Below are 25,346 nucleotides of genomic sequence, written 5' to 3' on the forward strand. Positions count from 1 at the left end.
CCCAATAAAAAACCCACCTGTCATGGGATGATTCTACGAAGCTCTCCGGTTATGCCCCATGCAACTTGAGTCGTGTCGACCTACTCCCTAAGTAGCAGTACACGACCGCATCAGGCGGACAACGGCCAGAACATAAGGGTCAGCAGCAACAACCCGGCGTAGAAGCCGATCTCCAGCGTCTCGCTGAGCGGTTGGATACGCCGCAAGGCGCCATAGACGTGCACCACGATCATCATCAGCGCCGTGGCGGCGAGCAGTTCAAAAACCGTGTGAATGGCTTCGCCAGTCAAGGCGGCGCGCAGCATCATGGCTTCGAGGATCAGGATGAACGCACCCAGGCAGCGACCGAAGTACACCGCCAGGTCGGTCTGCGTGGGGATCTGCCAACCCATCAGCCGAGCCCAGGTCAGCGGAACGAGAAAGATCGGTAAAGCAAAGACCAGTGTGGTCACGACGGTCAGGACCAGCAGGTAATCCGCCGCCGAATCACTCCATATACTCAGCATCGCTGCATCCTTTCATAAACACTCAGTAAGTACGCGGCACTCAGAGAGTGTGAAAATATCGAGCGCCTTGCTGCGAACGTTTGGAGGCGGTCGCAGTAGACGAGAGATTGTTCACAAGCTCTCAGATGCAGCGCATCAGCACAATCGGCAGGGCGAGGAACAGGCCGGTTACCGGAAGCAGAATCAGCAGCACATCCAGGCTATCGATCAGCATGTGCACCTCCATGAAAAGGCTGCGGCGCAACTAGCCGTTTTTGTAGGAGCAGCAAGGACTGGGCGTCCCCCTGGCGCCTACAGACAAAACCGGACAGGTTGCCCTGTCCGGTTTGTTTACGGCACGCTTTACCAGTTCAGTACGGCACCGACGGCGAAGGTGTCGGTGTCTTCATTCAGACCGCTGCCGGTGGCGGCATCGATCTCGAACTGGTTGTATTCGGCAACCAGCTTGAGGTTGTCGTTGATGGTGCGGAAGTAGGCGACGCCACGGGTCTCGTAGTCGGCGGCGGTACCCAGGCCGTTGCCGTCGTCCTCGGTCTTGCCGTAGGACAACGCCACGCGGTTCTTGCCGAAGGTGTAGGAGGTCTGCAGCAGGTAACCGTCGCTGTCCACTTCGCGCAGCGTGGCCTCACCGGCGTTGTTGGTATAGAACGGATTCATGCCCTCGGCCTGGAAACCCGAACCGGTTACCGAGAAACCGCCCATCTTGGCCTGGACGCCATAGCCAACCCCCTGGGAGGTAACCGAGTCGACGTCGGAATTGGTGTTGTCCGAAGTCTGATGGGCTCCGTTGATCCAGGAGTAGATCTTCGCGCCGGCCACTTCGAACTCATAGGTGATCTCGGTTTCGAAACGCGGGCTCTCCTGGTAGGCCTTGCCGTCACCGTCGACCTGGTTGGAGTCGTAGGGGTCCATGATCCCGGCGGCCACCCGCAAACCGCTCATTTTCGGACTGCGGTAGGTGATCTGCGCGGTGGGGAACGGGTACGGGTAACCGCTGCCGATATTGCCGAAGGACACGCCGCCGAAGTCGACCAGGCCGAGCGTATCGCTGACCTGGCCATAACCGGACAGCAGCTCATCGAGGAAGATGTTGGAACGGGCGAACAGGCCGAAATCCTTACCCACCAGCACTTCGCCCCACTCGCTACCCACAGTGCCGTAGAACTGCCGCACGTCGATGGCGGTGTCGGTGCCGTTCTGTTCGCTGTCGTTGATGGTGACCCAGAACGAAGAACGCGCGCCGAGTTTCAGGTCATCGATCTGCTTGCCGAAGTTGAAACCGATCCAGTTCGGCAGGAAGCCCATCTTCACCCGCGACTGGCGGCGGTCGAACAGATCGCCCTCGCGATCCACATCGCTGTTCACGTAGAAGGCATTGATATAGCCGTCGGTGGAGAACGTGGTGTCGTCCTTGTCATACAGGACGATTTCCGCGGCCGCTTGCTGGGCTGTTGCCAACGCGACGGCAGCAGTCAGAGCCAGAGGCAGGAATCGGGTGTTGGCGATCTTCTTGTTGTTCATAACGCTCTCCGCTTGAGGGGACGACCATCGGTCAGTCGGTTCGGAGGCGATTATCGAAAAGCATGGCGCCCGGCCATACGCTGCTATGGCGCTGGTTGACTGCTGCTTTGGCCGGGCGCAGCGGCGCACACAATAAGGTGTAAGACCCGGCCAGACCACGGAGCAAGCCAAAGGTCGTAGGCCTTTGCGCCGAGACGCACGCAGGCCTGCCGCCTGATCGACGGCATGCCCTGGGCGGAGGAATATATGGAGGAAGTAGCGCAGCCGATCAGCTTGGCGTTGACCAACCCGATACCGGTTTGGCGGCAGTGGCCAGTACCCGCCAACTGCCCTGGGCCTGACTCAGCTGGCGATGCGCGGCCAGTAACTGTGGCCGCTGGAGCGCGGCCAGGGCCTGCAGTACGGCCCTCTCATGCTGCCCGGGCAAACCGGCCAGGTGCGCTTGCCAGTACTGCTCGGCAAGCTCCTGCGGGCTACTGATCTTGGCCAGCGCCTGCCGGCGTAGCTCGGCAGCCATGAGCGCCAGCGCCTGCTCATCGAGTGTCGCCAGGCGCTCACCCTGGACCTGGAGAAATGCCTCGATATGGCCGAGGACTTGCTCTGCCGAGGCATGCGGCGACTGCACGGCAAAGAGAATGCCGCGCTGCGCCTGCACCTGGCGGAACCCGCAAAACACCGCATAACCCAGTTGCAGCTCACTGCGCAGACGCTGGAAAAAAGCGCCCTGGCAGGCCTGCGCCAGCAGGCGCCACGCCGCCTCGGTCGCTGCATCCGTGGCCGGCAACGGGCAGAACAGCAGCAACGCCGAATCACTGCAGTCGATGGCAGCGTCTTGCCAGTAACGCCTGACGGGCCCCATTGGCGGCGCCTCGGGCGCATGCAGCACCGCGACCGAGCTGAACAATCGCTCGACCTCGGCTTGCCCGGCTGGCGCCACGCCCACACCCAGGCCATCGAACCGTGCCTGCCGGTAGCACTGATGCAGGCGCTGCGGGGTCAGCGCGGCGCACTCGCCCCTGGGCGGCGCGAACAACTCGGGCAAACGCCTGAGCAACTGGCGAAATGGCATCTCCGCTTGCGCCTGAATGGCAGCCTGTCGGGCCTCGCGCGGCCCTTGCTGCCAGGCACTCGGCGCCGGGCAAAGCAGCGTAGCCAGCACCGCCTGCAATATCGTCGGCAGCAAGGCGGCGGCGCCTTGCAGCGACACTTGCCAGCCATCATCCCGGCCGTCCAGCTGCAGGGCGACCCCGACCTCCGCGGCATCGGCTTCAATGGTCCGCAACGCCACCCGCAACAGCGCCTGCAACTCGGCAGCGTCGACCCGCTCGGCCAACCAACAGCGCCAATAGAGAACGCCTTGCCCGTCGGTGGCTGGAGCTGGCAACCAACGCACCCGGGCCGCGATGCCAAGGGCAGCAACTGTGGCGGCTGCCGGGGCGAGAAACGGATTGGCCGGCGGCAATTGCCACGCCCAGGTGCAAGGCGCGGCGCTGACCGATGGCGTCTCCTGCATCTGCAAGGTAAAGCCAGGCGCCGGCCAACTCGGCATGGGCCGGGCGCTGCCGAACAGCATGAGCAGACGCTGGGGGTCCTGCATCTGCTCCAGCAGCCCCGCTACTGCGGCCAGGCCAGCGCCGCTCAAGCCAGCGCCCGGGTTCCAGTCAGCCGCCAGGCATTCCTGCCAATGACGGGCCAGGGCCAACGGCTGCAAGCCGTGCAGGCGACACCCCTGGATCGCCCGATAGCGTTCGTACAAAGTCTCGTCCTGACCGGCAGCCGCAAAGAAGCCCAGCCAGCCCAGCACGGCGGCCACAACCGCGGCCTGGGTGACGGCCGCCTCGTCGACGCCAGCAACGCTCAGCAGCAACATGGCCTGGTCGGCATGGCGATACACCAGCCGTACCTGTATCCCTTGGCCCAGGCCCGCCTCGCGCAAGCCGGCGAGCAAACCGCCCGGCGCCTCAAAACGCAGCCAGGTCTGCAGAAAATCGAGGGCTTCATCCAGACCAGGCGCGCCCCACTCCAGGGCGAAGCCCAGGTGCAAGGAGGGCACACCGCCAGGCAGGGTCATGCGCAACCGCTGCACGCTCAGCGGTAACAACGGCGCCGGGGGCGACTGCTGCTGCCTGCCGCGCCCCGGCAATGCTGCGCCGTGAAGCTGGGCCAGCTCACCCAGCTCATCGAACGTCTGCGGGCCAACCAGCATCAGCGACAACTGTCCGGCCTGGTAGAACCGCTGGTGAAACGCCTGCAGCGCCTGCTGGAACGCGACCTGCTCGACGGCCAGGGTGTCACGGTTACCGGCCTGGAAAGCCGCGAAGCGGTGCCCGACCGGCAACGCCTGCCCCAGCGCCACCGACACCAGGGTGTCGGAATCCTGGCCGCGGGCGAGGAACTCGGCATGCACCACCTCGCGCTCGCGCAACTGCGCCGCCTCATCCAGCAGCGGATGGGCCAGCATATCGAGCAAGCGGGCCAAGGCCTCGTCGAGTCGATCCGCCGGCACCTCGCAGAAATAATCGGTGTGCCGCGCCTGGGTCGAGGCATTGACCTGCCCGCCGCAGGCCTGCACGAAGGCCATCAGGCTCTGCTCGACGGCATAGCCACTGCTGCCGAGAAACAGCAAGTGCTCGAGAAAATGCGCCATGCCGGGGTAATCGGCCGGCTCATCATGGCTGCCCGCCGCGACCCGCACGCTGATCGCCGCCTTGGCCGTACCCGGCAGGCTGAGCATGGCCACCTGCAGCCCGTTGGCCAACTGCCGACACTCGGGCAGGGCAACCTTGACGGACGGGACGTTGCAGACGGCAGGCATAACGAGGCTCGGCTCTGGCAGATTTCGGCACTTCAGCATCGAACAGCGAGTAATGGAAGGGCAATAGTGCTTTGGAAGTAGCCGCAACCGTACAAAGTCCAAGCGAATGACCTGGCGAACTCGGCGATTGAGCAAATAGCCAGCCTCCGAGGCCTCTTTGCTCCTGCCCCCCGCGCTCGTCACTCAGGAAGCTGGCACGGCATCGGCAGTCACCGGCTGGTCGCCAGCGGCCGTATGGCGGCGCACCTTGAACCAGGCGGCATACAGCGCCGGGACGAAGAAGATGGTCAGCAGCGTCGCCACGGTGAGGCCGCCCATGATCGCGATTGCCATTGGCCCCCAGAACACGCTGCGGGTCAGCGGGACCATCGCCAGTACGGTGGCCAGCGCCGTCAACATCACCGGCCGGGCCCGGCAGATGGCGGATTCCAGCACGGCGTTCCAGGGGGCGCGGCCCTGGGCGATCTCGATCTGCACCTGGTCGATCAGGATCACCGAGTTGCGCATGATCATGCCGCCGAGGGCGATGATGCCGAGGATCGCGACGAAGCCCAGCGGCGACTGGAACACCAGCAGCGCCGGCACCACGCCGATCAGGCCCAGCGGCGCGGTCAGCACCACCATCCACATGCGCGAGAAGTCCTGCAGTTGCAGCATCAACAGCAGCAGAATGGTGATCAGCATCAGCGGGGCCACCGCCAGCAGCGCCTGGTTGGCCTTGTCGCTTTCCTCCACCGCGCCGCCGACGTCGATGCGGTAGCCCGAGGGCAGCTTCGCCTCGATGTCCTTGAGCAATGGTTGGATCTCCTGCGTCACCGACACGCCCTGCTCGCCGTCGTTGACGTCGGCGCGCACGGTAATCGCCATGTCGCGGTTGCGCCTCCACAGCACCGGTTCTTCCAGTTCGTAGCTCACCTGTGCCACCTGCGACAACGGCACCACGCTGCCCTGGCGGGTGTAGAGGTTGATGTCCTCGAGGGTGTCGAGGCTCAGGCGCTCCTCGGGCACGGAACGGGCCACGATGTCGATCAGCTCCTCCTGCTCGCGCAACTGTGACAGGGTCGCGCCGTTCATCACGGTCTGGGTCACCAGGGCCACGTCGGCCGGCGTCAGACCCAGGGCGCTCGCCTTGTCCTGGTCCAGCTGCACCTTCAGCGCGCGCACCGGGTCGTTCCAGTCGAGCTGGACGTCGCGCACTTTCGGGCTGGATGTGACCACCTGCTCTACCTCGCGGGCAATCTGGCGCACCACCTGGGTGTCGGGGCCGACGACGCGGAACTGTACCGGGTAGCCAACGGGCGGCCCCAGCTCCAGCCGGGTCACGCGCAACCAAGCCTGCGGAAACTGCTGGTCAGCCATGCTCATCAGCCGCTCACGCACCGCCTCGCGCGCCTCCAGGTCCTTGGTCATCACCACGAACTGGGCATAGCCCGGATTCGGCAACTCGGGGTTGAGCGAGAGGTAGAAGCGCGGCGCGCCGGCGCCGGTATAGGCGGTGAAGAAGCGCACGTCCTCGTCCTTCGCCAGGATCTTCTCCATGCGCTTGACCTGCTCGCTGGTCGCGGCGAACGAGGCACCTTCCTTGACGCGCAGATCGACGACCAGCTCGGGACGCGAACTGTTGGGGAAGAACTGCTGCGGCACCAGTTTTATGCAGGCCAGCGCAAGCGCCAGCGCGCCAAAGGTCGCGCCTATGACCACCCAGCGGCGCTCGATGGCGGCGTCGATCAGGCGGCGCAGCCCGCGATAGAACCTGGTGTCGTACGGATCACTGCCATGCTGGTGCTTGCCCTGGTCGTTGGGCAGCAACTTGACCGCGAGGTACGGCGTGAAAATGCCGGAGCAGATCCACGAGAGCAATACCGCGGCGCCGACGATCCAGAAGATGCCGCCCGCGTACTCACCGGTGGTGGACTGCGACAGGCCGATCGGCAGGAAGCCCACGACGGTGATCAGCGCGCCGGTCAGGCGCGGCATGGCCGTGGCCTGGTAGGAGAAGGCCGCCGCCCTCACCCGGTCCCAGCCGGTTTCCATCTTCGCCACCATCATTTCGATGGCGATGATCGCGTCATCCACCAGCAGGCCCAAGGCGATAATCAGCGAGCCGAGCGAAATGCGCTCGAGGTTCCAGCCCATCGCCAGCATCACCAGCGCCACACCGCCCAGCACCAGCGGCACCGTGGCGGCGACCACCAGGCCGGCGCGCCAGCCCAGGCTGGCCAGGCTCACGGCAATCACGATGATCAGCGCCTCGGCCAGCGCGCGCTCGAAGTCCAGAATCGCGTCTTTGACCGTGGTGGGCTGGTCGGCCACCAGTTCCAGCTCCACGCCGTACGGAAGTTCCGCCTGAATGGTGGCAACCGCCGCGTCCATCGCCTTGCCGAGGTCGACGATATTGCCGTCGCTGGTCATGCTGATACCGAGCATCAGCACTGGCTGTCCGTTGTGGCGCACCGTATAGACTGGCGGCTCCTCGACGCCACGGGTGACGGTCGCGATGTCGCCGAGCTTGATCAGCCGCCCGCCTGCTGTGATGGGCACATTGCGGATGGCCTCTTCGCTGGCGAACTGGCCTGTCATCCGCACCATAACGCGGTCACCGCGGGTGTCGATCTGGCCCGCGGGCAGCATGGCGTTCTGGCTCTTGAGGCTCTCGGCGATGGTCAGCGGGGTGATGCCCAGCGCGGCCAGGCGCTCGTGGGAGAACTCGACATAGACGCGCTCGGCCTGCTTGCCGATGACATCGATCTTCTTGACCATCGGCACCTTGAGCATGCGCCGCTTGATGTCCTCGGCCGCGTCGGACAGGTCGGCGAGGTCGATGCCGTCGCCCTTGACGGCGTACATCAAGCCGTACACGTCGCCGTACTCGTCGTTGACGATCGGGCCGACCACGCCTTCGGGCAGTTCGAGGCTCAGGTCATTGAGCTTCTTGCGCGCCTGGTACCAGGCTTCGCGCTGGTCGGCCTTGGAGGTGCCGCCGCGCACGGTGAGGGTCATGCCCGCATAGCCTTGTCGCGCGTAGGTGACCACCTTCTCAAAGTGGTCGATCTGCTCGAACTTCTTCTCCATGCGATTGAGGACCTGGTCCTGCAACTGCTGGGCGGTGGCGCCCGGCCAGATGACCATGGCGGTCATCGACGGCACGGAGAAATTCGGGTCCTCGAGCTGGCCGAGCCTGGTGAAGCTGAAGGTACCGGCCAGCGCGACGAGGATCAGCATGAACAGGACGACGGCGCGGTGGCGCAGCGCCCAATCGGTAAGGTTGAAGTTGTTCATCGGGCGGCCTGCTGCAGAGTGGTTTCAGCTATCGTCGCGCCTGGCAGGGCGACCTTCATGCCGGGCGCCATCTTCTGCACCCCGGCGATGACCACCCGTGCGCCGGCCTGCGGTCCGGATATAAGCACCTCATCGTTGCGGTAGCCCAGCACAGTGACCTGCACCAGCTCGACGCTGCCCACAGCTTCATCGCCTGCCGGCGTGACCAGCCACAGCGCCGGCTGGCCGCTGCTTTGCGTCAGCGCGCTGGCCGGCACCACAGCTACCGAGCTATCCGTCATCTCGCGCTCGGCCAGCAGGGTGGCGGTCGCGCCCAACGGCAGCGAGCGCGTGCCCAGCGGCTTCAGGCGCGCCCGGAAGGTGCGCGTTTGCGCCGCGGCCTGCGGCGACAGCTCGCGCAGCAGGACCGCGAAGGTCTCGTTCGGCGTGCTGGCCAACGAGGCCTTGAAGCTCGCCTTCTGGAAGTTGGCCAGGTGATCCTCGGGCACATCGACGACTATCTCGGGCTCGCCCGGATTGGCGATCGAGACAACCGCTTGGCCCTCCGGCACGACCTGCCCGACCTCGAAGCGCACGGTCGTGACCACGCCACTGCGCGAGGCGCGCAGCACGGTGTATTTGAGGCGGTTGTGCGCCAGCTCAAGCTTGCGCGCCTCGGCCTCGGCGGTAGCCCGGGCGGTCTGGGCGTTGGTCTGCGCGCGCTCGTCGTCGGCCGCACTGACCGAGCCGTCGGCCTTCAGTGCGGTCAGGCGCTGGCGGTCCGACTCGGCCTGGCGCGCCAGCTCGACGGCGGCGGCCCACTGTTGCCGCGCCGCTTCCTCAGCGAGGCGGTAGTCGTTGTCATCCAGCACAGCCAACACCTCACCTTCAAGCACAACCTGGCCGACATCGACCTGGCGCTGGACGACCTTGCCGCCCACGCGGAAGGCCTGGTCGACTTCATGCCGCGATTGCACGGTGCCCACATACCGATGGGTTTCTCGAGCATTGTCGTAGCTGATTTCAACGGTGTGCACCGGTCGTGGTGTCTGCACGGTCGGCTGCTGCGGGCTGCACGCGCAGAGCATGGCGACTGCTGCTAGGGCGCAGGCCGCAGTAAGGGAGTTCTTCAAGACGATTCCTCTTTGAAGACGATGGATGCTTAGGAAAGTGGTTGGCGGTTATTAGCTGCGGTAGCTGCGCTGGAGTTGGCGGATTGCTCGAACACCTGCCAGCCGCCGCCCAGCGCCTTGTAGAGCTGCACGCTATCGAGCAACAGTTGGGTGTTGCTGTCGTTGGCGGAGAGGCGGGCCGCCAGACGCGCCCTTTGCGCGTCCAGCAGCGGCAGCAGATCGATCTGCCCGCGGTAGTAGAGCGACTGGGCGTGGCCCAGTGCGGCCTCCGCAGAGTCGGTGGCCGACTGCAACGACTCGGCGCGTTGACGCTCTTGGGCCAGCGTGACCAGGGCGTTCTCCACGTCCTCGAGCGCACGCGCAATGCCGTCCTCGGCGCGCAGCAGCGCCTCACGCTGGCCGCTCTCGGCAACCTGGTTGATGGCGCGGGTGCGCCCGGCATTGAAGAGCGGCATCGCCAGCAGGCCGGCCACGTTGGTGAAGCGGGCGGCGCCCAGGTCGACGCCGTTCAGCTCCATGCCCTGGCGGCCGAAGGACGCGCCGAGAAACAGCCGCGGAAACCATTCGGCCGCGGCCTGCTGGCGGCGCGCATTGGCCGCATCGAGCTGCGCCATCAGCGCCAGCACGTCAGGCCGGCGCTGCAGCAGCTCGGCGGGCTGGCCCGGCCGGGCCTGAGGCACCGGCACATCGCCGCGCGCGGGCTGGATGCTCGCAGCGTTAAAGGCCTGGTCGCCGCTCAGCACCGCGATACGGTGGCGCGCCACGGCCGCCAGCGTCTCCAGCGGCGGGATCTGCGCGCGCGCCGAGGCAGCATCGGTCTGGGCGCGCTCGACGTCGAAGGCGGTTGCCAGCCCGACGCGCTGGCGCGCGCGGACCAGGCGCAGCGTCTCGTCCTGCGCCGCCGAGATTGCGCGCAATGTCTCGACCTGGCGCAGCGCGCCGGCCAGGGTGAAGTAGTTGCTGGCGATATCGCTCATCACCAACAGGCGCACGCCGCGCACGCCGTGCTCCGCCGCCAGCGCCTCGGCCTCGGCTGCTTGCGCGCCGGCACGCAGACGACCGCTCAGGTCGAGCTCCCAAGAGACGTCCAGGCCCGCGCCAGCAGTGGTGATGTCCGGGGCACCTGGTTTCTTGGCAGTGGCATAGCCGGTGCTGCGATCGGCGCCGGAGGCAGACAAACCGACGCTGGGAAATAACCAGGAGCGGCCGATCGTCTCACCGGCGCGGGCAGCGCGCAGGCGCTCGGCAGCGATCTTCACATCGCGGTTCTCGTGCATCGCGCGGCGCACCAGTTGCGTCAGCAGCGGGTCGTTGAAAGCCTGCCACCACGCCGCTTCGGGCTCCATCTCGGCGGCCGTGCTGGCTGCGAACTCGGCCGGCAGATCCAGCGACGGCTTGACGACCGGCGTGGAACAACCGCTCAGGGCCAGGGCGATCGCCGCGGCGAGTAGCGCAGCGGCGACGAGAGCGAACCTGCGCTCGGCAGGTTGCTGGGGCGTCTGACCGGGATGACGGGTCAGCGCATAGGAGGTTGGAAGTCGCGACATCGGATTGGACTCGTATGGATTCGAGATGGCAGCAGCGTAAAGCCCGGGGCGCGCAAAGTTGTCAGCAAAGCGTCGCGCTTCGGTCGCCCTATCGAGCGCCCGCTCAGGCATGGCCGTCACTCGCCGGCGGCGTCCGCCACAGGCTCGGCGGCCGCCGATACCAGGTCGGCGGTAATCGCTACCAGCAGTTCTTCGGCGCAGGAAAACTCGCGCTGGCGTCCGCTCACCAGGTTTTCCAGACGGCCCGCAACCCCCCCCGGTGTGGCGTCGCTGCGCAGTTTCAGCACATAGGAACGGCGACTTGAGTACTTGGATTCAGGGTTCAGGATCATCGCGGACCACCAGATTAGGAAAGTTCGACGACAGCCTATGGCGAACCCTGGTTCGAGTCGTAAGGGAAAGGTCAGACTTCGGTCGCGTCTATATAGAGGTCGTGACCTTCGACACTTGGCGCATGGAAGACAGCCCGCTTCAGACGAACTTGGCGGCCTGCAGCAGTGCGCGCGCACGCCTCACCGGCTCGGTGCCCACAGCTTCAGGCAGCCGCTCGACCAGCGCCGCCAGGGCCTGATATTCCTCGGCCGCGGCGTCATGCTGCCCGCACAGTTCGACCAGGGCGAGCAGTTCCAGCCAGGGTGCTTGCTGGGCGCGCGCCTCCTCAACCGCGCGCCGTACTGCCGCGCTGCCGGCATCTAGCCGGCCCTGCCCCCGCGCGATGGCGGCCTCCAGCAGCAACAGCTGCGGCAGGTACACGCGCTCGCCCAGTTCATCAGCGAGCCGCAGCGCCTCCTGCAGTTCGGCCTGCGCGGCGGCAAAATCCCCCGCCAGCAGCAGCGCCTCGGCGGCGTAACCGAGCACCTCGCTGGCACCGGAGCGCATGCCGAGCCGAGTGTGCTCTTCGTAGGCCTCGCGGATGCGCCGGTAGCCGTCACGCGGCGCGCCGTTGCGCGCGTCGGCCCAACCACGCCACCAGCGGCAGGCCGTGCGGCCGAGCGCGAGGGAATACTCATCGACCAGGGCCTGCATGTCGTCGGCCAGCGCCGCCACACGCTCGGCGTTACCCATCCGCACCTCGAACAGCACCTCCTGCCAGGCGGCGACCAGCCAGGCCATCGGCTGGCGCAGCGCCTGCGCGCGGGCCCGTGCCCGCTGCAGATGCGCCCTGCCCTGCTCGACCAGGCCGCTGCGCAGCAATTCGATGGCCAGCATGCCGAGCTGCGTGACCTGGGGATCGGCCGCAAATATTTCGTGCGTGCCGATGCCCAGCGGCTCGGCGATCGCCAGGCCGCGCTCGAACCAGCTGCGGGCCGCCTGCGTACGCCCCTGAAGATGCTGCACCTGGCCCTGCACGAGACACGCCGCCAGCATCAGTGCTGCATCATTGGTCTCGCTCGAGAGGGCTTCGGCGCGCTGCGCTACCGCCAGTGCCAGCCCATAGTCGCCGCGCAGACTCAGCAGATAGCCGAAGCCGTGCAGCAGGCGACCGCGCAGCGGATGTTCGGGGGCATCCGCCAGTAACCTGTATGCGCGTTCGAACGCGCTGCTGGCTGCGCTGCCGACGCCGAGCGCGTGGAAAGCCGACACGCCTTGCAGCGTGGCCAAGGTAATTTCCAGCGCGTCGCGCTCCGGCCCTTGCGCTGCCTGTTGCAGCAGGAGCAACGCGCGCTCGGTGAGACCGATGCACGAGGCCGGGCTGAAGTGCAGCAGCGCCGCCTCCGCCGCCTCGGCGTAGTAGCGCAGCGCGATCATCGGCTGCCGAGCCCGCTCGAAGTGCATCGCCAACTCCGAGGCAGCAACCGCCACGCCGGACGAGCGTTCGCGTTCGAGGGCAGCGCCAACCTGACTATGCAGGTGGGTACGTAGCGAGCGCGGCGTGCGCTCGTACAGCACCTGACGGAACAGCGCATGGCGGAACGCATAGTGCAGCTCCGCCTCATCACCCTCGGCGGCTCGCGCCGGCGTGAGCCAAAGCTGTTCGCGCACCAGCTCCTCGCAGGTCAGGGCCACCGCGGCGAGGTCGCGCTCCAGGGTCAGCGCCAGCGTCTCCACCCGGAATTCGCCCCCGCACACTGCCGCCGCCGAAAGCAGACCACGCTGCTCCTGCCCGAGCCTGGAAATATAGTGGTCGATGATGGCCGCGAGGTTCTCGGGAACCGCCATGCCCGTCAGCCGGGCCTCGACAGTGGCATCGCCGTCAGTTTGCTCCAGCACATCGCCGATAAGCGACGAGACAAACAGCGGCACGCCATCGGTGCGTTCGTGCAGGGCACGCACGAAGGCTTCGTCGCGCGCCAGCGAGGCCGAATGCAGCGCGATATAGTCGGCGACCTCGGTTTCCGAGAACGGGTCGAGTACCACTTCCTCGCACAGCCGCTGCAAACGCAATTCGTGGCGCACCTTGCCGAGCGGGTGATCGAGCGCCACCACCTCGGCGACGCGGAAACTCGCCAGCCACATCAGTCGCGTGCGCCCGCGGCGCCGGGCGATGTAGTCGATGAGTTGGACGGTGGCCCGGTCGCTCCAGTGCAGGTCTTCGGTGACCAGCAGCAGCGGCCGTTGCTCCGTATAGCGGTCCAGCAGTTCGCCCATTTCCCGCAGCATGCGCTCCGGGCCGACGCCGGCGAGTTCACGGCGCAATTCGTCACGCTCCTGCGCACTGCTCAGCCACGGCAGTTGCAACAGCCAGGTCGGTGCCACGCTACGCAGCAGCGCCGGCAGCGCGGGGTCGCTGCGACATAGCTCGGCCAGCGCCTCCAGCACCGGCAGGTATGGCTCACCGGTGCCATAGTGCTCCACGCAATGACCGCGCGCGCAGGCGACGCCGCCGAGGCTGGCGATGAAATGCTCGATCAGCGCGGTCTTGCCGATCCCCGGCTCGCCGGCGAGCCAGACCAGCGCACGCTGGCCACCGTTCGCCCTCTGCCAGGCCCGGTGCAACCTTGAGATCGCGTCGGTGCGACCGATCAATGATGGCGCCGATTGCACTCCAGCCGTCGGCACCATTGCGAGTGCCGGCGGCAGCGAAGGTGCTGAGGACGAGGCAGCAATGAAGCGATAGCCACGCCTCGACACCGTCTCGATAAAGCGCGGCTGCCTGGCGTTGTCGCCAAGTGCGGTGCGCAGATCGCTGATGGCGGTCTTCAGCACCGACTCGCTGACGAAGCGGTGGCCCCACACCGCATCGAGCAAGGCATCTTTGCTCAGCAGCGATGCCGGCTGGCCTGCCAGCACGCAGAGCAGCTTGAAGGGCGTAGGCGGCAGCGCTACCGCCTCGCCGTTACACAACAAGCAGGCGTTGGCCTCGTCGAGCTGAAACTCGGCGAAACGGATCTTGACCGGGTTCGGATGGGGCTGCGGATGCGCCACTTTTGAATCCTGAAAACTGAAAAGGCCTGCAACGTCGCCTGTCGCCCCTGGCACAGTACAGATGTGCCAGTTTCGACCTGGAAGAAGCCGTCAAATTATGACAGAAAAATCAATATTGAAACAATCTTCAATTTTGCATAACCTGATCCGGCCTGACGATGAGACCCCGCGTCTCACGATTTCAATCACAACAAGGGCTCGGTATGAACAACAAGAATGGCTCCGCACTGCCTGCGGAAACTGTCGATGTACTGGTAGTGGGCTACGGTCCTGCAGGCGCGACACTCGCCGCATTGCTGGGCCGCTATGGGCTAAAGACCCTGGTGCTGGACAAGACCCACGAGGTCCTGCTGATGCCCCGCGCCATTGCCCTGGACAACGAGGCGCTGCGCATCCTGCAACTTGCCGGCCTGGCCGAAGAAGCTTTCGAGAAGATAGTGATTCCCGAAGTACGCATGCACTCTCCGCTTCTCGGGCAGTTCGCTCGGGCCAACACGGCAGGATGCATCGACGGCCATCCCAAGCTGGTGACCTTCTACCAGCCCGACCTCGAGCAGGCGATGCGCGATCAGGTCTCCCGGTTCGAGTCGGTAACCAGCCTGGGCGGCTTCGAGCTCGATAATCTGGCCGAGGAAGCAGATTGCGTCGTCGCCTCGGTACGGGATCAGCAGGGTCAAACCCATGACATTCGCGCCAGATACCTGGTGGGGGCCGATGGCGCTAGCTCCAGGGTCAGAAGCCTGATCGGCCAGGACTTCACAGGTAAGACCTATAGCGAAGACTGGCTGATCGTCGATGCAGGCAACCGCCGCCAGGCGGCAATTGATCATGTCGAGTTCCTCTGCGATCCGCAGCGCCCAGCGCCACATATGCCGGCACCGGGCGGCCGCGAACGTTGGGAGTTCATGCTCCACCCAGGCGAATCGCGCGAAGAAATGCAAAGCCCGGAAAGCATCGCCCGGCTGATCGCACCCTGGATCGATTCGCAAGAGCTGCAGATCGAGCGCAAGGCGGTGTACCGCTTCCACGCACGCTGCTGCAACAGCTTCAGCAAGGGACGCGTGTTCCTGGTCGGGGATGCGGCCCACATCACCCCGCCCTTCGTCGGACAAGGCCTGGTCGCTGGGCTTCGCGATGTCGCCAACCTGGCTTGGAAACTCGCCTGGGTCCTGCGCGGCCGGGCCTCGACTGCAATACTCAACAGCTATGACGAAGAGCGCCGCCCCCACGCAAAAGCCATGATCGACATGGCCAAGCTGATGGGCCGCCTGATCATGCCGCGAAACAAGTTGGCCGCCTTCCTTATCCATGGGCTGATGCGCACGCTGGCATTGACCCCGGCTAGCCGAAAGTATTTCGAGGAGCTTGCGATCAAACCGAAGAACATCTTCCGCCGCGGCCTGTTCGCCCCCCACCGTCGGGGAGACAAACTGGTCCGCGGTGGACTGTTCCCCCAGGCTTGGGTTCGCAATGCTCAGCAGCAGATGCAGCTGAGTGACGAGGCGCTAGGCGATAACCTCACCCTGGTCGGATTCGCTGCCGACCCACTGTCGACACTCTCCCCTGAGCAGGTCTTTGCCTGGATCAAGCTAGGCGGCAGCTTCCTGCACATCGGCGCATGCGGCCAGCGCCCTGTCGGCGATTGCGTCTTCATCGAGGATCTCAATCATGCCATCCTGCCGCTGGTGCCCAGGGGCACACTGGCCGTGGTACGCCCCGACCGCCACATCATGCATCACCTCCCCGGCATCCAGGCCGCCGAACTGGTGCAAAGCTGCCTTGCGCTGATGGCCTGCGCTAACTCCACTGCCGACAGTGTTTCCATTACCATCAGCGCGCCCCCTCGACTGCGAGCCTGAGTATGCCCACCCCCACTCCACCGCCAGAGCCGGCCACAGCCGAACCGCTCACGCGAGGTCACAAGAAGCGTGAGCGAACTCGCCGCGCCCTGATTGACGCCGCATTGCGCTTGCTGGCACGCAAGGAGGCCGGGGAAATCGCCCTGCTCGAAGTCGCCGCGGAAGCCGAGGTGTCCAACGGCACCATCTATAACTACTTCCGCACTCGCGACGAAGTGCTGGAAGCCGTGGGCATCACCCTGGCGGACGAGTTCTCCGATGCCATCGCAACCCTGAGCGCCAGCGTACATAGCGGTGCCCAACGGCTTTCGATTGGCGTGCGCATGTTCATCCGTCGCGCTGCCGATGATCACCAATGGGCCAATGCCCTGCTGCGCATCATCCATCTCGACCAGGCCATGCGTTCGCGATTGGCCAACCATGTGCTTGAAGACTTGCGCGAAGGACAACGTGAGGGCGCCCTCAGGTTCGAGGACGAAGGGGTGGCGCTGGACATGGTGGTGGCGTGCACGACCGGGGCAATGCGCTCGGTCGTCGAGGGGCGGGCGGTGGCAGAGCATGATGTGCGGGTCGTAGAGATGATCCTCATGGCCCTGGGCGTTACACCCGCCAGAGCCAAGAAGATCGCCAGCCTGCCCTTACCCGTCACCGCCTGACCCCAGTCGCGCAGCGACTGGCAGGCTGTTGGAAAACTACCTGCGTTGGCAATACTGCGTTAAAAACAGGCTCGGAATGCTCATTTACAGCAGTAAACTCCGCTTCCTCGCCTGTTTTTGCCTTGTCTTGCCTGCCTCGCCTACGTTTTTCAACGGCCTACCGGGGTAGGCCCCCAATGAAATCCTACTGGCTGGTCTCCAGCCGAATCTCACCGAGATAGAGGCTTTCATCGAGTTCACACTGTCGTTGCGCCTGGCCCAGCTCGTGGCGGATTTCGATGCGATAGCAACCGCTTCGCTTGCCCAGACCGGCGAAGCGGAAGTCGCCGAAGGCATCGCTGCAGGTGACCGCGATGCGTTGGTCGCCCTGCAGGAGGGCGATTTCGGCACCCGCTACGCAATCGACCAGCCCGTCAACGCTGGCGCTGACGCTGCCGCCGATAAAGCAGCTATCCCAGCGCTCCAGGCCCCGATAATAGACCCTCGGCTTCGCGTTCAACTTGGGCAGCAGCACTCGCAGCCCTTCCTTGCGTGCCCTCTCCTGCATCGCCTGGTCGTCGACTTTCACCGCCTCGAACACCTCCGTCGGACACACCTGCTGACAGCGCGGACCTTTCCAGCCGCCGTCGAGCAAGTGGGCGTCGAAGATCCAGGTCTGGGGAAGCTGCTCCTCCTCGTTCCAGACGATGGCCTTGTAGGGGCAGGAACGGACGATGTCCTTGCGGCCCTTGGCCTTGACCGGATCGATGACGACGATGCCGTCGGCACGCTTGCTGATCGCGTCGCCGCCGACCTTCATGCACGGCGCATCGTCGCAGTGGTTGCACATCACCGGCAGGTAGGTCGTCTCGACCATCGGCGCCGCTCCCTGCACCCGCCGCAGGATGCGGATCGGTGCCTCGCTGGCAAGCGACGCTGGCGCCGCGTAGCCCGGATAGTCGTTGCCGACGTGTTCGTCCCGGTCGGCGATCACGCAGTTGTAGCAATTCTCGCAACGCCCCACATTGATGATCAGATTCCACTTACTCATGGGCGACTCCCACCTCGGCGCGCAGGCGCTTGAACGCGTCGGCGCCTTGCCATTTCTCGATCTGGACCAGGCATGAGTTCGGACTCATGCTGCTGGTCCCCTGGGCTTGCGGGCGATCCGGGGTGAGGATGTTCAAGCAGCCGCCGATTTCCACCGTCTCGCCGGCCACCTGCACCATCTGGAACTCGGCACTGGCCTCGTAGGACTTGACCACCCCCGGCACCACCAGGGCCGACACGTCGGCGGCGCAGATCACCGCCCCGCGGTCGTTGTAGATCTTGACCAGGTCGCGGTGGGCGATGCCTCGCGCCTGCGCATCGGCAGGACAGATGCGCAGCAGCCAGAAATCGTGGCCGGCGATGCGCGCGCGATGGTCCTGCACCCGGTTGGTGACGCTGTTCTTGCCGTCGCTGGAGGTGTGGAAGCTGTAGCGCGAGTGGGTCGCGATCATCTGCAGCGGATACTTGGCGACCAGCTCGGTCGTCCCCAGGCCTTCCCAGGACGGGATGTAGCGGTTGAGCGCCGGCCGCTCGGGATTGTCCTGGGTATGCCGCCTGAGGATTTCCGGAACGAACTCCAGCTTGCCGCTGGGCGTCTGCAAGCCCTTGCCGAACTCTTCCGCCCACTGCGACGGCAGCGGAAACGGCTCCGGCAGATCCTTGACACGGCCTTCGGCGAACCAGCGCATGTCCACCGGAGGGCGCAGTTCGGGCCTTTCCGGCGGCACGATGTAATAGCCCTTGCGGCAGAAATCGGCCCAGGAGACATGGTCCGGCAGGTCGGAGGAGTCGAACACCCGCTTGACCCAGTCGAGCTCGCTGCAGCCTTCGGTGAATACCCCGCCGAGGCCCAGCCTTTCGAGGATGGCCGTGAAGATGTCGTAGTCCGAGCGCGACTCGCCGAACGGTTCGATGCACTTGTGCTGCAGCGCCACCACCCGATGATTGACCAGGGTGTAGCCATGGTGGGCATAACCGCCGGAGTTGCACCATTCGCCGATGTCCCAGCGTTCGAGCTGGGTGCACGCGGGCAGGATGATGTCGGCGAACTGGGCCTCGCCTTCCATCCAGATCGACTGGTTGACCACGAACTCGATGCTGTCGTGGCGGTAGGCCTCGACCCAGCGCCCGGATTTCGTCACGGTGCTGAACGACGAGCCGCCGTAGCGGTAGATCATGTGGATCGGCGAATAGCCGGCCATCGGGTAGGTGAAGGGGGCGAACTGCGCCTCCTGCGACATGCCGTCCCACAGATAGCCGGTGGCGTGGCCGTTGATGATGGCATCGGGCAACTGCTGCCGCGGCACAAGCTGCTTGACCGGGTTCATGGTCAGGATGTGCGGCATACGCTGGTAGTTGTTCACCGCGTTGCCGGTCCACATCAGGTCGCCGGAAATCCCGCCGTCGGCATAGCCGGGGAAGTAGAAATGATGGTCCACCGGCGTGCCGATCTGCAGGCAGCCGAAGTTGACCCCGGGTTTGCCCCAGCCCTGCATGCTCATCATCATGATCAGGCAGCGCGCCCACTGCTGTCCGGTCGCACCGCGACCGGCGCCACCGAAGCCAGCGCCGGTCATGCCGGTCGCCAGATAGACCTTGCGGTTGCCCCACTTGCGGGCCAGGGCGCGCACGTCCTTGGCCGGCACGCCGGTTTCCCCTTCCTGCCACTCAGGCGTCTTGGCCACGCTGTCGGTCTCGCCCAGCAGGTAGGCCTTCCACTCGTCGAAGCCGGTGGTGCGGGTGGCAACGTACTCCTTGTCGTACAGGCCTTCGACCGCCCACACGTACATGATGGCGGTGGCCAGTGCGGCATCGGTTTGCGGCCGGATCGGAATCCAGCGCCCGCCGAGCAATTGCGCGGTGGGGTTGTTATGCGGATCGATATGGATGAACTCGATACCCAGTTCCTTGGCCCACAGGCGGCGGGTCGTGCCCTCGAAACCGGCATAGGCGCCGTTGGTGCTCTCCGGGTCGCAGGACCAGAAGACCATCATCTCGGCTTCCTTCAGGCAGTCTTCGACGGCGCCATAGCCGGCCGGCACGCCGACCCGCATGGAATTGCCGAAGTGGTGCATGGCGCCCCAGTACCAGCCCTCCCAGCTGTCCGGGTTGGCGGCGACACGGGTGAAGCCGATCAGGTTGGCGAAGCGGGTCAGCGAGCTGAGGTAATAGCCGACATTGCCCCACTGATGGTGGGACGACATCGGGAAGGTGATCGAGCCGGGCCCGTGGACGCGCTTCTGCCGGTTGATTTCCTTGGCGACGATGGTCAGCGCCTCGTCCCAACTGATCGGTACATAGCCCGACTTGCCACGGTTCTGCGGGTTGCGCTCGCCGTCGGGGTCGAAATCGACCCGCTTCATCGGCTGCAGAATGCGCTTGTCCGAATAAACCAGGGATTTCAGCGACAGGGCATGCGGCGCCACCAGCGCACGGCGCTTGGGGCGGAAGGTCTTGCCGCGCGCCTGCAGTTCCCAGCTCGGCGCATCCTTGTCGTCCAGTTCCAGCGGCGTGACGCGCTGGATGCGCCCGCCCTTGACGTAGATGAACAGCGGCCCACCGTTGGTGCAGGTGGTGTAGCGGCGGGTGCCGTCGCGCATCGGCAGGCCCATCTCCAGGCCGACCGTCTGGCTGAGATTGAGCGTCTGGGTGAACCACACCACCAGATGGTCCGGGCCTTTGGCGACGACCTTGAAATTCTTCGCGGCGTGGACGATCTCACTCATGTCCGGATTGGGCGAGAGGAATTTCAGCGCCGTCGGCAGGTCCTTGAACAGGATGCTGACGTCAGCCTGCGCCGCTGTGCCGGCGCGCGACGACACCTTGCCGCCTTTGATTTGCAGGAAGCGGCCGATGCTGCCGTCCTGCAGCCCCATATAGGCAGTGCAATTCTTCTGCTTGAGCCGGGCGCGGAATTGTGGATGTTTGCTGGCAGTGAAGCCGAGCACCTTGGGCAAGGCGAACAGTATTGTTTTCAGTATTATTTTTTTCATATCTGGTCGATTCGGTTGCTAAATGCGATGGGGCAGTTACTCCAAGGGGGCGGTTCGCCCGCTTTGGAGCGGTGGTGGCCGGGACGCCCGCCCGGGTTACGGGCGGGCCCCTTGCAGCGGCCGATTAGCGTTGTTCCGGCGGACTCACAGGCCAGGGAAATCCGGCCCCCACTGCAGCAGGGTGTCGCGGCCGAACGGATAACTCAGCGTCGGCGTGTGCTCGTTGACCAGGTCACCATCGGAGAAATGCTCCACATGGAAGCCGACCGGATCGGTCCAGTAGTCGAATATCTGGCTGCCATGGAAATGGCGGCCGATACCCCAGCGGTGCTTGTAGCCCTTGTCCAGCATCTGCATATGCCCCATGCCGACATCGTCGAAGTCGCGGCACTCGAAAGACACATGGTCCAGGCCCGCGGTCGGTGCGCCGACGATCGCCAGGGTATGGTGGTCGGTCCATTGCGGCCCCTTGTCCAGGTGCATGAAGGCGGCCAATACCTGGGTCTCGTCACCACCATGGATCAGCTCGGACGGTTTCATGCCGAGGTTCTCGCCGTACCACTCGATCAGTTGCCGGGGGGTCGGCGAGAAGACCGCCAGATGGCCGAGGCGCTGCACGTGCGACGGACCGTGCTCGGGTCGCTGGTAACGGCCGAGGCGGTTCTTGGCGTGCGCATCGTTCCAGGCAATCGGCGCGCCACCACAAGGCACGGGCTGCAGGCGCTGGGCGCCGAAAACGAACTCCAGCCGACGGCCATCCGGGTCGATCGTATCGCAATACCGGCCGCCACCGGGATGCGGGCAGTCCTCGATCTCGGCACCGAAACGGGCGGCGAGTTGCGCCAGGACTTGCTGGCTGGCGACGCGAAAACCCATGCCGACGAAGGCGGCCTCGCCCTGGCTGGTGACATAGGCAAACGGTGCATCGCCATAGCCGCGCAGATAGAGGAAATCCCCCTGCTGCGCAGCATCCAGCAGGCCGTAATCGAGCATGAACTGGCGGATTGCAGACAGATCGGGGTGGCGGAAGATCACGTATTCGATATCGTCGATAAGCATTGCTCTCTCCTCGGTGATGCGCAGGTCTGCTTGCCTGAACGCATCAGTCCGGATGGAATGGGACAGATGGAACCGCGTTTTTTTCAATGCACGCTAGGCCCGGCTGATCCATCGCCGGTAGTCCTTCGCCTGACGACGAGACTTCAACTGCGCCCCGATCAACGCCATGAGCGGCGAGGTCCTGGGTCTTGTTCGCTTGCCCTGGCTGAGCAAGCCGAGTTGCTTCTTGACCACCGAGGCCACGGCCAGCGAGGCCAGTGCCTTGTTCTTCCAAGGCACGATGATGGGTGCCACTTCGGCGTCCTGCCCCGCTTGCCACAGGCTTGGCAGGGCCGGCTCGATCGCCAGTGCCGTGGCTAGCCCGACCATAGACACCGAGCCGCCCACCACGCGCTCGGCGACCGCCCGTCTACGCACGCCGCCGGTGACCATCAGCGGCATGCGCGCCACTTCCCCGATCCTTTCCGCAAACTCAAGAAAATAGGCCTCCCGCGCCAGGCTACTGCCATCACGGGTCTGCCCCTGCATGGCCGGGCTTTCGTAGCTACCACCCGACAGTTCAACCAGATCGACCGCCCGCCTGTTGAGCATTTCCACTACGCGCAGCGCATCTTCGGCATCGAAGCCGCCGCGCTGAAAGTCCGCGGAATTGAGCTTCACGGCGACACAAAAGGTCGGCCCCACTCGCTGACGAATTGCGCCAATCGTGCGCAGGAGTATCTGCGCACGATTTTCCAGACTGCCGCCCCAGCGGTCGCTGCGCTTGTTGGTCAAGGGCGAAAGGAATTGGCTGAACAGGTAGCCATGCGCCGCATGCACTTCCACGCCGGTAAATCCGGCAAGCTCGGCCAATGCGGCCGTGCGCGCATAGCGCTCGATCAGCGCCTTGATCTCCAGCTCACTCAGCGCCCGGGGCGGCGCGAACGCCTTCGACAATCCCGGAATATCCACGGCCACTGCCGAAGGCCCCCGGGCCGGTTGCCCCAGCGCCGCCAGCACCTGCCTGCCGGGATGGTTGATCTGCATCCAGGCCTGGGCCCCGCGACTGCGGCAGGCATCCGCCCATAGGCGGAATCGCTCCAGATGCAGCTCGTTCTCGAGCACCACGCCAGCCGGGCCGGTCAAGGCATGACGGTCGACCATGACATTGCCGGTGATGATCAGACCGGCCCCGCCATCCGCCCAGCGCTGGTAGAGCCTGATCAGCCGGTCCCCCGGCGCGTGATCCTCATCAGCCAGGTTTTCCTCCATGGCAGCCTTGGCGATCCGGTTGGAAATCACCACGCCATTGGGCAAGTGAAGAGGGTCGAAGAGTCTTGATGCAGTCATGCTCGCTCCTACGGTTAATGAGACATCTCCCAGCCGACTGGGGCGTAGACCGGTAACGAATCGCACTGGACAGCCCCTTGACGGACCTGCCAGGCAGCATGGAAAGGCTCCCGCCCGCGACGACCGAGAGGTCGATCCGCTCATACCGACAGAGGAAGCAGGAAGCTTTTCGGGTGGCCAAGACACCCACAAACTGAACAGTGATGTTCATTTATAACATCAGAAATAATGGCCTGCAAACTCGAAAAAACCGTAACACATGCACGAAATCCCTATTTTCAGGGGCTTATAACCAACAACCGACAAGCAAAGCCTTCAGATTCAAAAAAAATCATTGACCGCAAATGAACAAGCACGTTCAATGAATACCAAGCGATCCTGGAGATAACGCATGGAATCCCTAAATCCGGTACAGCGGCGCATTCACCAAGCCGCACTCCGCCTGTTCGCCGAACGAGGCGCCATTGACCTGAGCATCAGCGACCTGGCGCTTGAGGCCGGCGTCGCGCGCGGGACGATCTACAACAACGTGCCGAGCATGGAACAACTGTTCGAAGCCGTTGCCGCCCATCTCGCTGCCGAGATGCATGAACGCGTCAGAAGGAGTTTCGAAACCCTGGTCGACCCTGCGCATCGACTCGCCAATGGCATCCGCTTCTTCATTCGGCGCGCTCATGAAGAACCGCAGTGGGGCACCTTCATTCATCGCTTCGCCATGAGTAACGCCTCACTGCGCGAGATGTTTACCAGTCAGGCGGCGAAGGACCTGCTGGACGGCCTTGCCAGCGGACGCTACAGCTTCCGGCAAGACCAGTTGCTCTCAGTTATCACGCTGATTTCCAGCACTGCACTGGGGGCAATGTTCCTGGTGTTGGAGGGCCATAAAACCTGGCGCGATGCTGGCACCGATACGGCGGAATTCGTACTCCGGGCACTCGGGGTGCCCGCTGATGAGGCTGGACGATTGGCGACCGAGAAGCTGCCTGCGCTGCCCGCGATCGACTGAGCCTTTAACTGATGATGGGATTTCGCTCCTGCAATTTAAGGGGCGCGGCCAGGCTTTGCCCGGAAAAAGTTCGGAGAACAACAACAATGAATAGCAGTACCGCAGTACCTCAACTGAAGGCAGCGCAACCTACCCGGCACCCGGCCCCCACGGTCAAGGCTCAACGTCTTGCCCACCTCATCTTCGAGCGCCCCGACCTCGATGAGGCGGCACGCTTCCTGACCGATTTCGGCCTGGTCGTCTGCCACCAGGATGCCGATACGCTTTACCTGCGCGCGACCGAACCCACGCCCTACTGCTACCGCATTCATCGCGCGGCCCAGGCCCGCTTTCTAGGTTTCGGACTGGAGGTGCGCAACCTCGATGACCTACACCGTCTGAGCCAGCTCGATGGCGCCTCCAAGGTCGAAGATATCCAGCATCCGGGCGGCGGCAAGCAGGTCCGGCTGCGCGACCCCTCGGGGTTTGTCGTGGAGGCCGTTTACGCACAGAGCCCTAGCGTCTCCCTTCCGCATAGAGCTGCCCTGCCGTTCAACTTCGCCCTAGAGCAACTGCGCATCAACGACACGCAGCGCCCGCCGGTAGCACCGCCTGAAGTCTTGAGGCTCGGCCATGTGGTGATGGAAGTCGCCGACTACCAGGCGACCTGCGCCTGGTACAGCCAGCATCTCGGCTTTATTCCCAGCGACGTACAGGTGCTCCCGGATGGCTCGCCCATCGTCACCTTCATGCGCCTGGACCTCGGCGATACTCCGGCGGATCACCACACCCTCGCCATCGCCCAGGGTTTCATGGCGACCTACAGCCATAGTGCCTATGAGCTCGTCGATGCCGATGCAGTGGGCATGGGCCAGCGCGTCATGCGCGAGCGGGACTGGAAGCACGCGTGGGGAATCGGCCGGCACATCCTCGGCAGCCAGATCTTCGACTACTGGCAGGACCCCTGGGGCGACAAGCACGAGCACTACTGCGACGGCGATCTCTTCACCTCCACGCAGCCCACTGGCGTGCATTTCGTCAGCCCCGAAGCCATGGCGCAATGGGGGCAACGCATGCCCAAGAGCTTCACCAAGCCCACGCTGAACCCGAGCAACCTGATCAAGCTGGTGCGCAACCTGCACCGCAGCCCGGACCTCACGCTACGCAAGCTGACGGCGCTTATGCGCCTGTTCGGCTGAGGCCGCACTGGCGAGGGTGAGGCCATGCGACTCGACAGACGAACTCTGCTCAAGGCCGGTGCCTTGATCGCCGGCGGCTCACTGATCTACA

At 64.7% G+C, this 25,346-nt stretch carries 16 protein-coding genes; 4 read left to right on the forward strand and 12 right to left on the reverse strand.

Going from position 1 to position 25,346, the window contains the following annotated elements:
- Positions 1 to 110 precede the first annotated feature (110 nt).
- The 8 genes from G9C89_RS20195 to G9C89_RS20230 form a co-directional block, all read right to left on the reverse strand.
- On the reverse strand, positions 111 to 506 hold the full coding sequence (locus G9C89_RS20195) for a hypothetical protein (protein ID WP_172151480.1): 396 nt from the start codon (positions 504 to 506) through the stop codon (positions 111 to 113).
- A 342-nt stretch (positions 507 to 848) separates the two neighbouring features.
- On the reverse strand, positions 849 to 2,027 hold the full coding sequence (locus G9C89_RS20200; protein ID WP_172151482.1) for a porin: 1,179 nt from the start codon (positions 2,025 to 2,027) through the stop codon (positions 849 to 851).
- Between the two features lie 268 nt (positions 2,028 to 2,295).
- Entirely contained in the window at positions 2,296 to 4,842 is a 2,547-nt protein-coding gene (gene pqqF, locus G9C89_RS20205) for a pyrroloquinoline quinone biosynthesis protein PqqF (RefSeq protein ID WP_172151484.1), read from the reverse strand.
- A gap of 183 nt (positions 4,843 to 5,025) precedes the next feature.
- The gene (locus G9C89_RS20210; RefSeq protein WP_172151486.1) at positions 5,026 to 8,121 is read right to left on the reverse strand and encodes an efflux RND transporter permease subunit; all 3,096 of its coding nucleotides are present in this window, start codon (positions 8,119 to 8,121) and stop codon (positions 5,026 to 5,028) included.
- A complete protein-coding gene (locus tag G9C89_RS20215) occupies positions 8,118 to 9,233 on the reverse strand; it encodes an efflux RND transporter periplasmic adaptor subunit (RefSeq protein ID WP_172151488.1) in 1,116 nt (371 codons plus the stop codon). The genes G9C89_RS20210 and G9C89_RS20215 overlap by 4 nt, the downstream gene beginning before the upstream one ends.
- A 29-nt stretch (positions 9,234 to 9,262) precedes the next feature.
- Positions 9,263 to 10,780 carry an efflux transporter outer membrane subunit gene (locus tag G9C89_RS20220; RefSeq protein WP_172151490.1) on the reverse strand — a complete coding sequence of 506 codons (1,518 nt, stop codon included), beginning with the start codon at positions 10,778 to 10,780 and terminating at the stop codon, positions 9,263 to 9,265.
- 116 nt (positions 10,781 to 10,896) lie between these two features.
- Positions 10,897 to 11,112 carry a hypothetical protein gene (locus tag G9C89_RS20225; protein WP_172151492.1) on the reverse strand — a complete coding sequence of 72 codons (216 nt, stop codon included), beginning with the start codon at positions 11,110 to 11,112 and terminating at the stop codon, positions 10,897 to 10,899.
- A gap of 139 nt (positions 11,113 to 11,251) precedes the next feature.
- Entirely contained in the window at positions 11,252 to 14,146 is a 2,895-nt protein-coding gene (locus tag G9C89_RS20230; protein ID WP_172151494.1) for an AAA family ATPase, read from the reverse strand.
- A 203-nt stretch (positions 14,147 to 14,349) separates the two neighbouring features.
- Here G9C89_RS20230 and mhpA point away from each other — a divergent pair, with 203 nt between their 5' ends.
- Complete coding sequence (gene mhpA / locus G9C89_RS20235) at positions 14,350 to 16,005, forward strand: bifunctional 3-(3-hydroxy-phenyl)propionate/3-hydroxycinnamic acid hydroxylase MhpA (RefSeq protein ID WP_172151496.1); 1,656 nt, start codon at positions 14,350 to 14,352, stop codon at positions 16,003 to 16,005.
- Between the two features lie 2 nt (positions 16,006 to 16,007).
- Positions 16,008 to 16,661, forward strand: coding sequence for a TetR/AcrR family transcriptional regulator (locus tag G9C89_RS20240; protein ID WP_172151498.1), 654 nt, complete (start codon positions 16,008 to 16,010; stop codon positions 16,659 to 16,661).
- 184 nt (positions 16,662 to 16,845) lie between these two features.
- Here the strand turns inward: G9C89_RS20240 and G9C89_RS20245 are convergent, their stop codons facing one another.
- The 4 genes from G9C89_RS20245 to G9C89_RS20260 all read right to left on the reverse strand — a co-directional run bounded on the left by G9C89_RS20245 (position 16,846) and on the right by G9C89_RS20260 (position 23,071).
- Positions 16,846 to 17,691 carry a 4Fe-4S dicluster domain-containing protein gene (locus G9C89_RS20245; protein WP_172151500.1) on the reverse strand — a complete coding sequence of 282 codons (846 nt, stop codon included), beginning with the start codon at positions 17,689 to 17,691 and terminating at the stop codon, positions 16,846 to 16,848.
- Entirely contained in the window at positions 17,684 to 20,683 is a 3,000-nt protein-coding gene (locus tag G9C89_RS20250; RefSeq protein ID WP_172151502.1) for a molybdopterin-dependent oxidoreductase, read from the reverse strand. The genes G9C89_RS20245 and G9C89_RS20250 overlap by 8 nt, the downstream gene beginning before the upstream one ends.
- 144 nt (positions 20,684 to 20,827) lie before the next feature.
- The gene (locus G9C89_RS20255; RefSeq protein WP_172151504.1) at positions 20,828 to 21,742 is read right to left on the reverse strand and encodes a VOC family protein; all 915 of its coding nucleotides are present in this window, start codon (positions 21,740 to 21,742) and stop codon (positions 20,828 to 20,830) included.
- A 93-nt stretch (positions 21,743 to 21,835) separates the two neighbouring features.
- Positions 21,836 to 23,071 carry an NADH:flavin oxidoreductase/NADH oxidase family protein gene (locus G9C89_RS20260; protein WP_172151506.1) on the reverse strand — a complete coding sequence of 412 codons (1,236 nt, stop codon included), beginning with the start codon at positions 23,069 to 23,071 and terminating at the stop codon, positions 21,836 to 21,838.
- Positions 23,072 to 23,462: 391 nt separating this feature from the next.
- On the opposite strand from G9C89_RS20260, the gene G9C89_RS20265 reads away from it, so the two are divergent.
- Positions 23,463 to 24,077, forward strand: a complete 615-nt coding sequence (locus G9C89_RS20265; protein WP_172151508.1) for a TetR/AcrR family transcriptional regulator — start codon at positions 23,463 to 23,465, stop codon at positions 24,075 to 24,077.
- Between the two features lie 86 nt (positions 24,078 to 24,163).
- A complete protein-coding gene (locus G9C89_RS20270; RefSeq protein ID WP_172151510.1) occupies positions 24,164 to 25,255 on the forward strand; it encodes a VOC family protein in 1,092 nt (363 codons plus the stop codon).
- Positions 25,256 to 25,346 lie beyond the last annotated feature (91 nt).

The sequence above is a fragment of the Pseudomonas tumuqii genome (genome assembly GCF_013184545.1).
Lineage (GTDB): Bacteria > Pseudomonadota > Gammaproteobacteria > Pseudomonadales > Pseudomonadaceae > Aquipseudomonas > Aquipseudomonas tumuqii.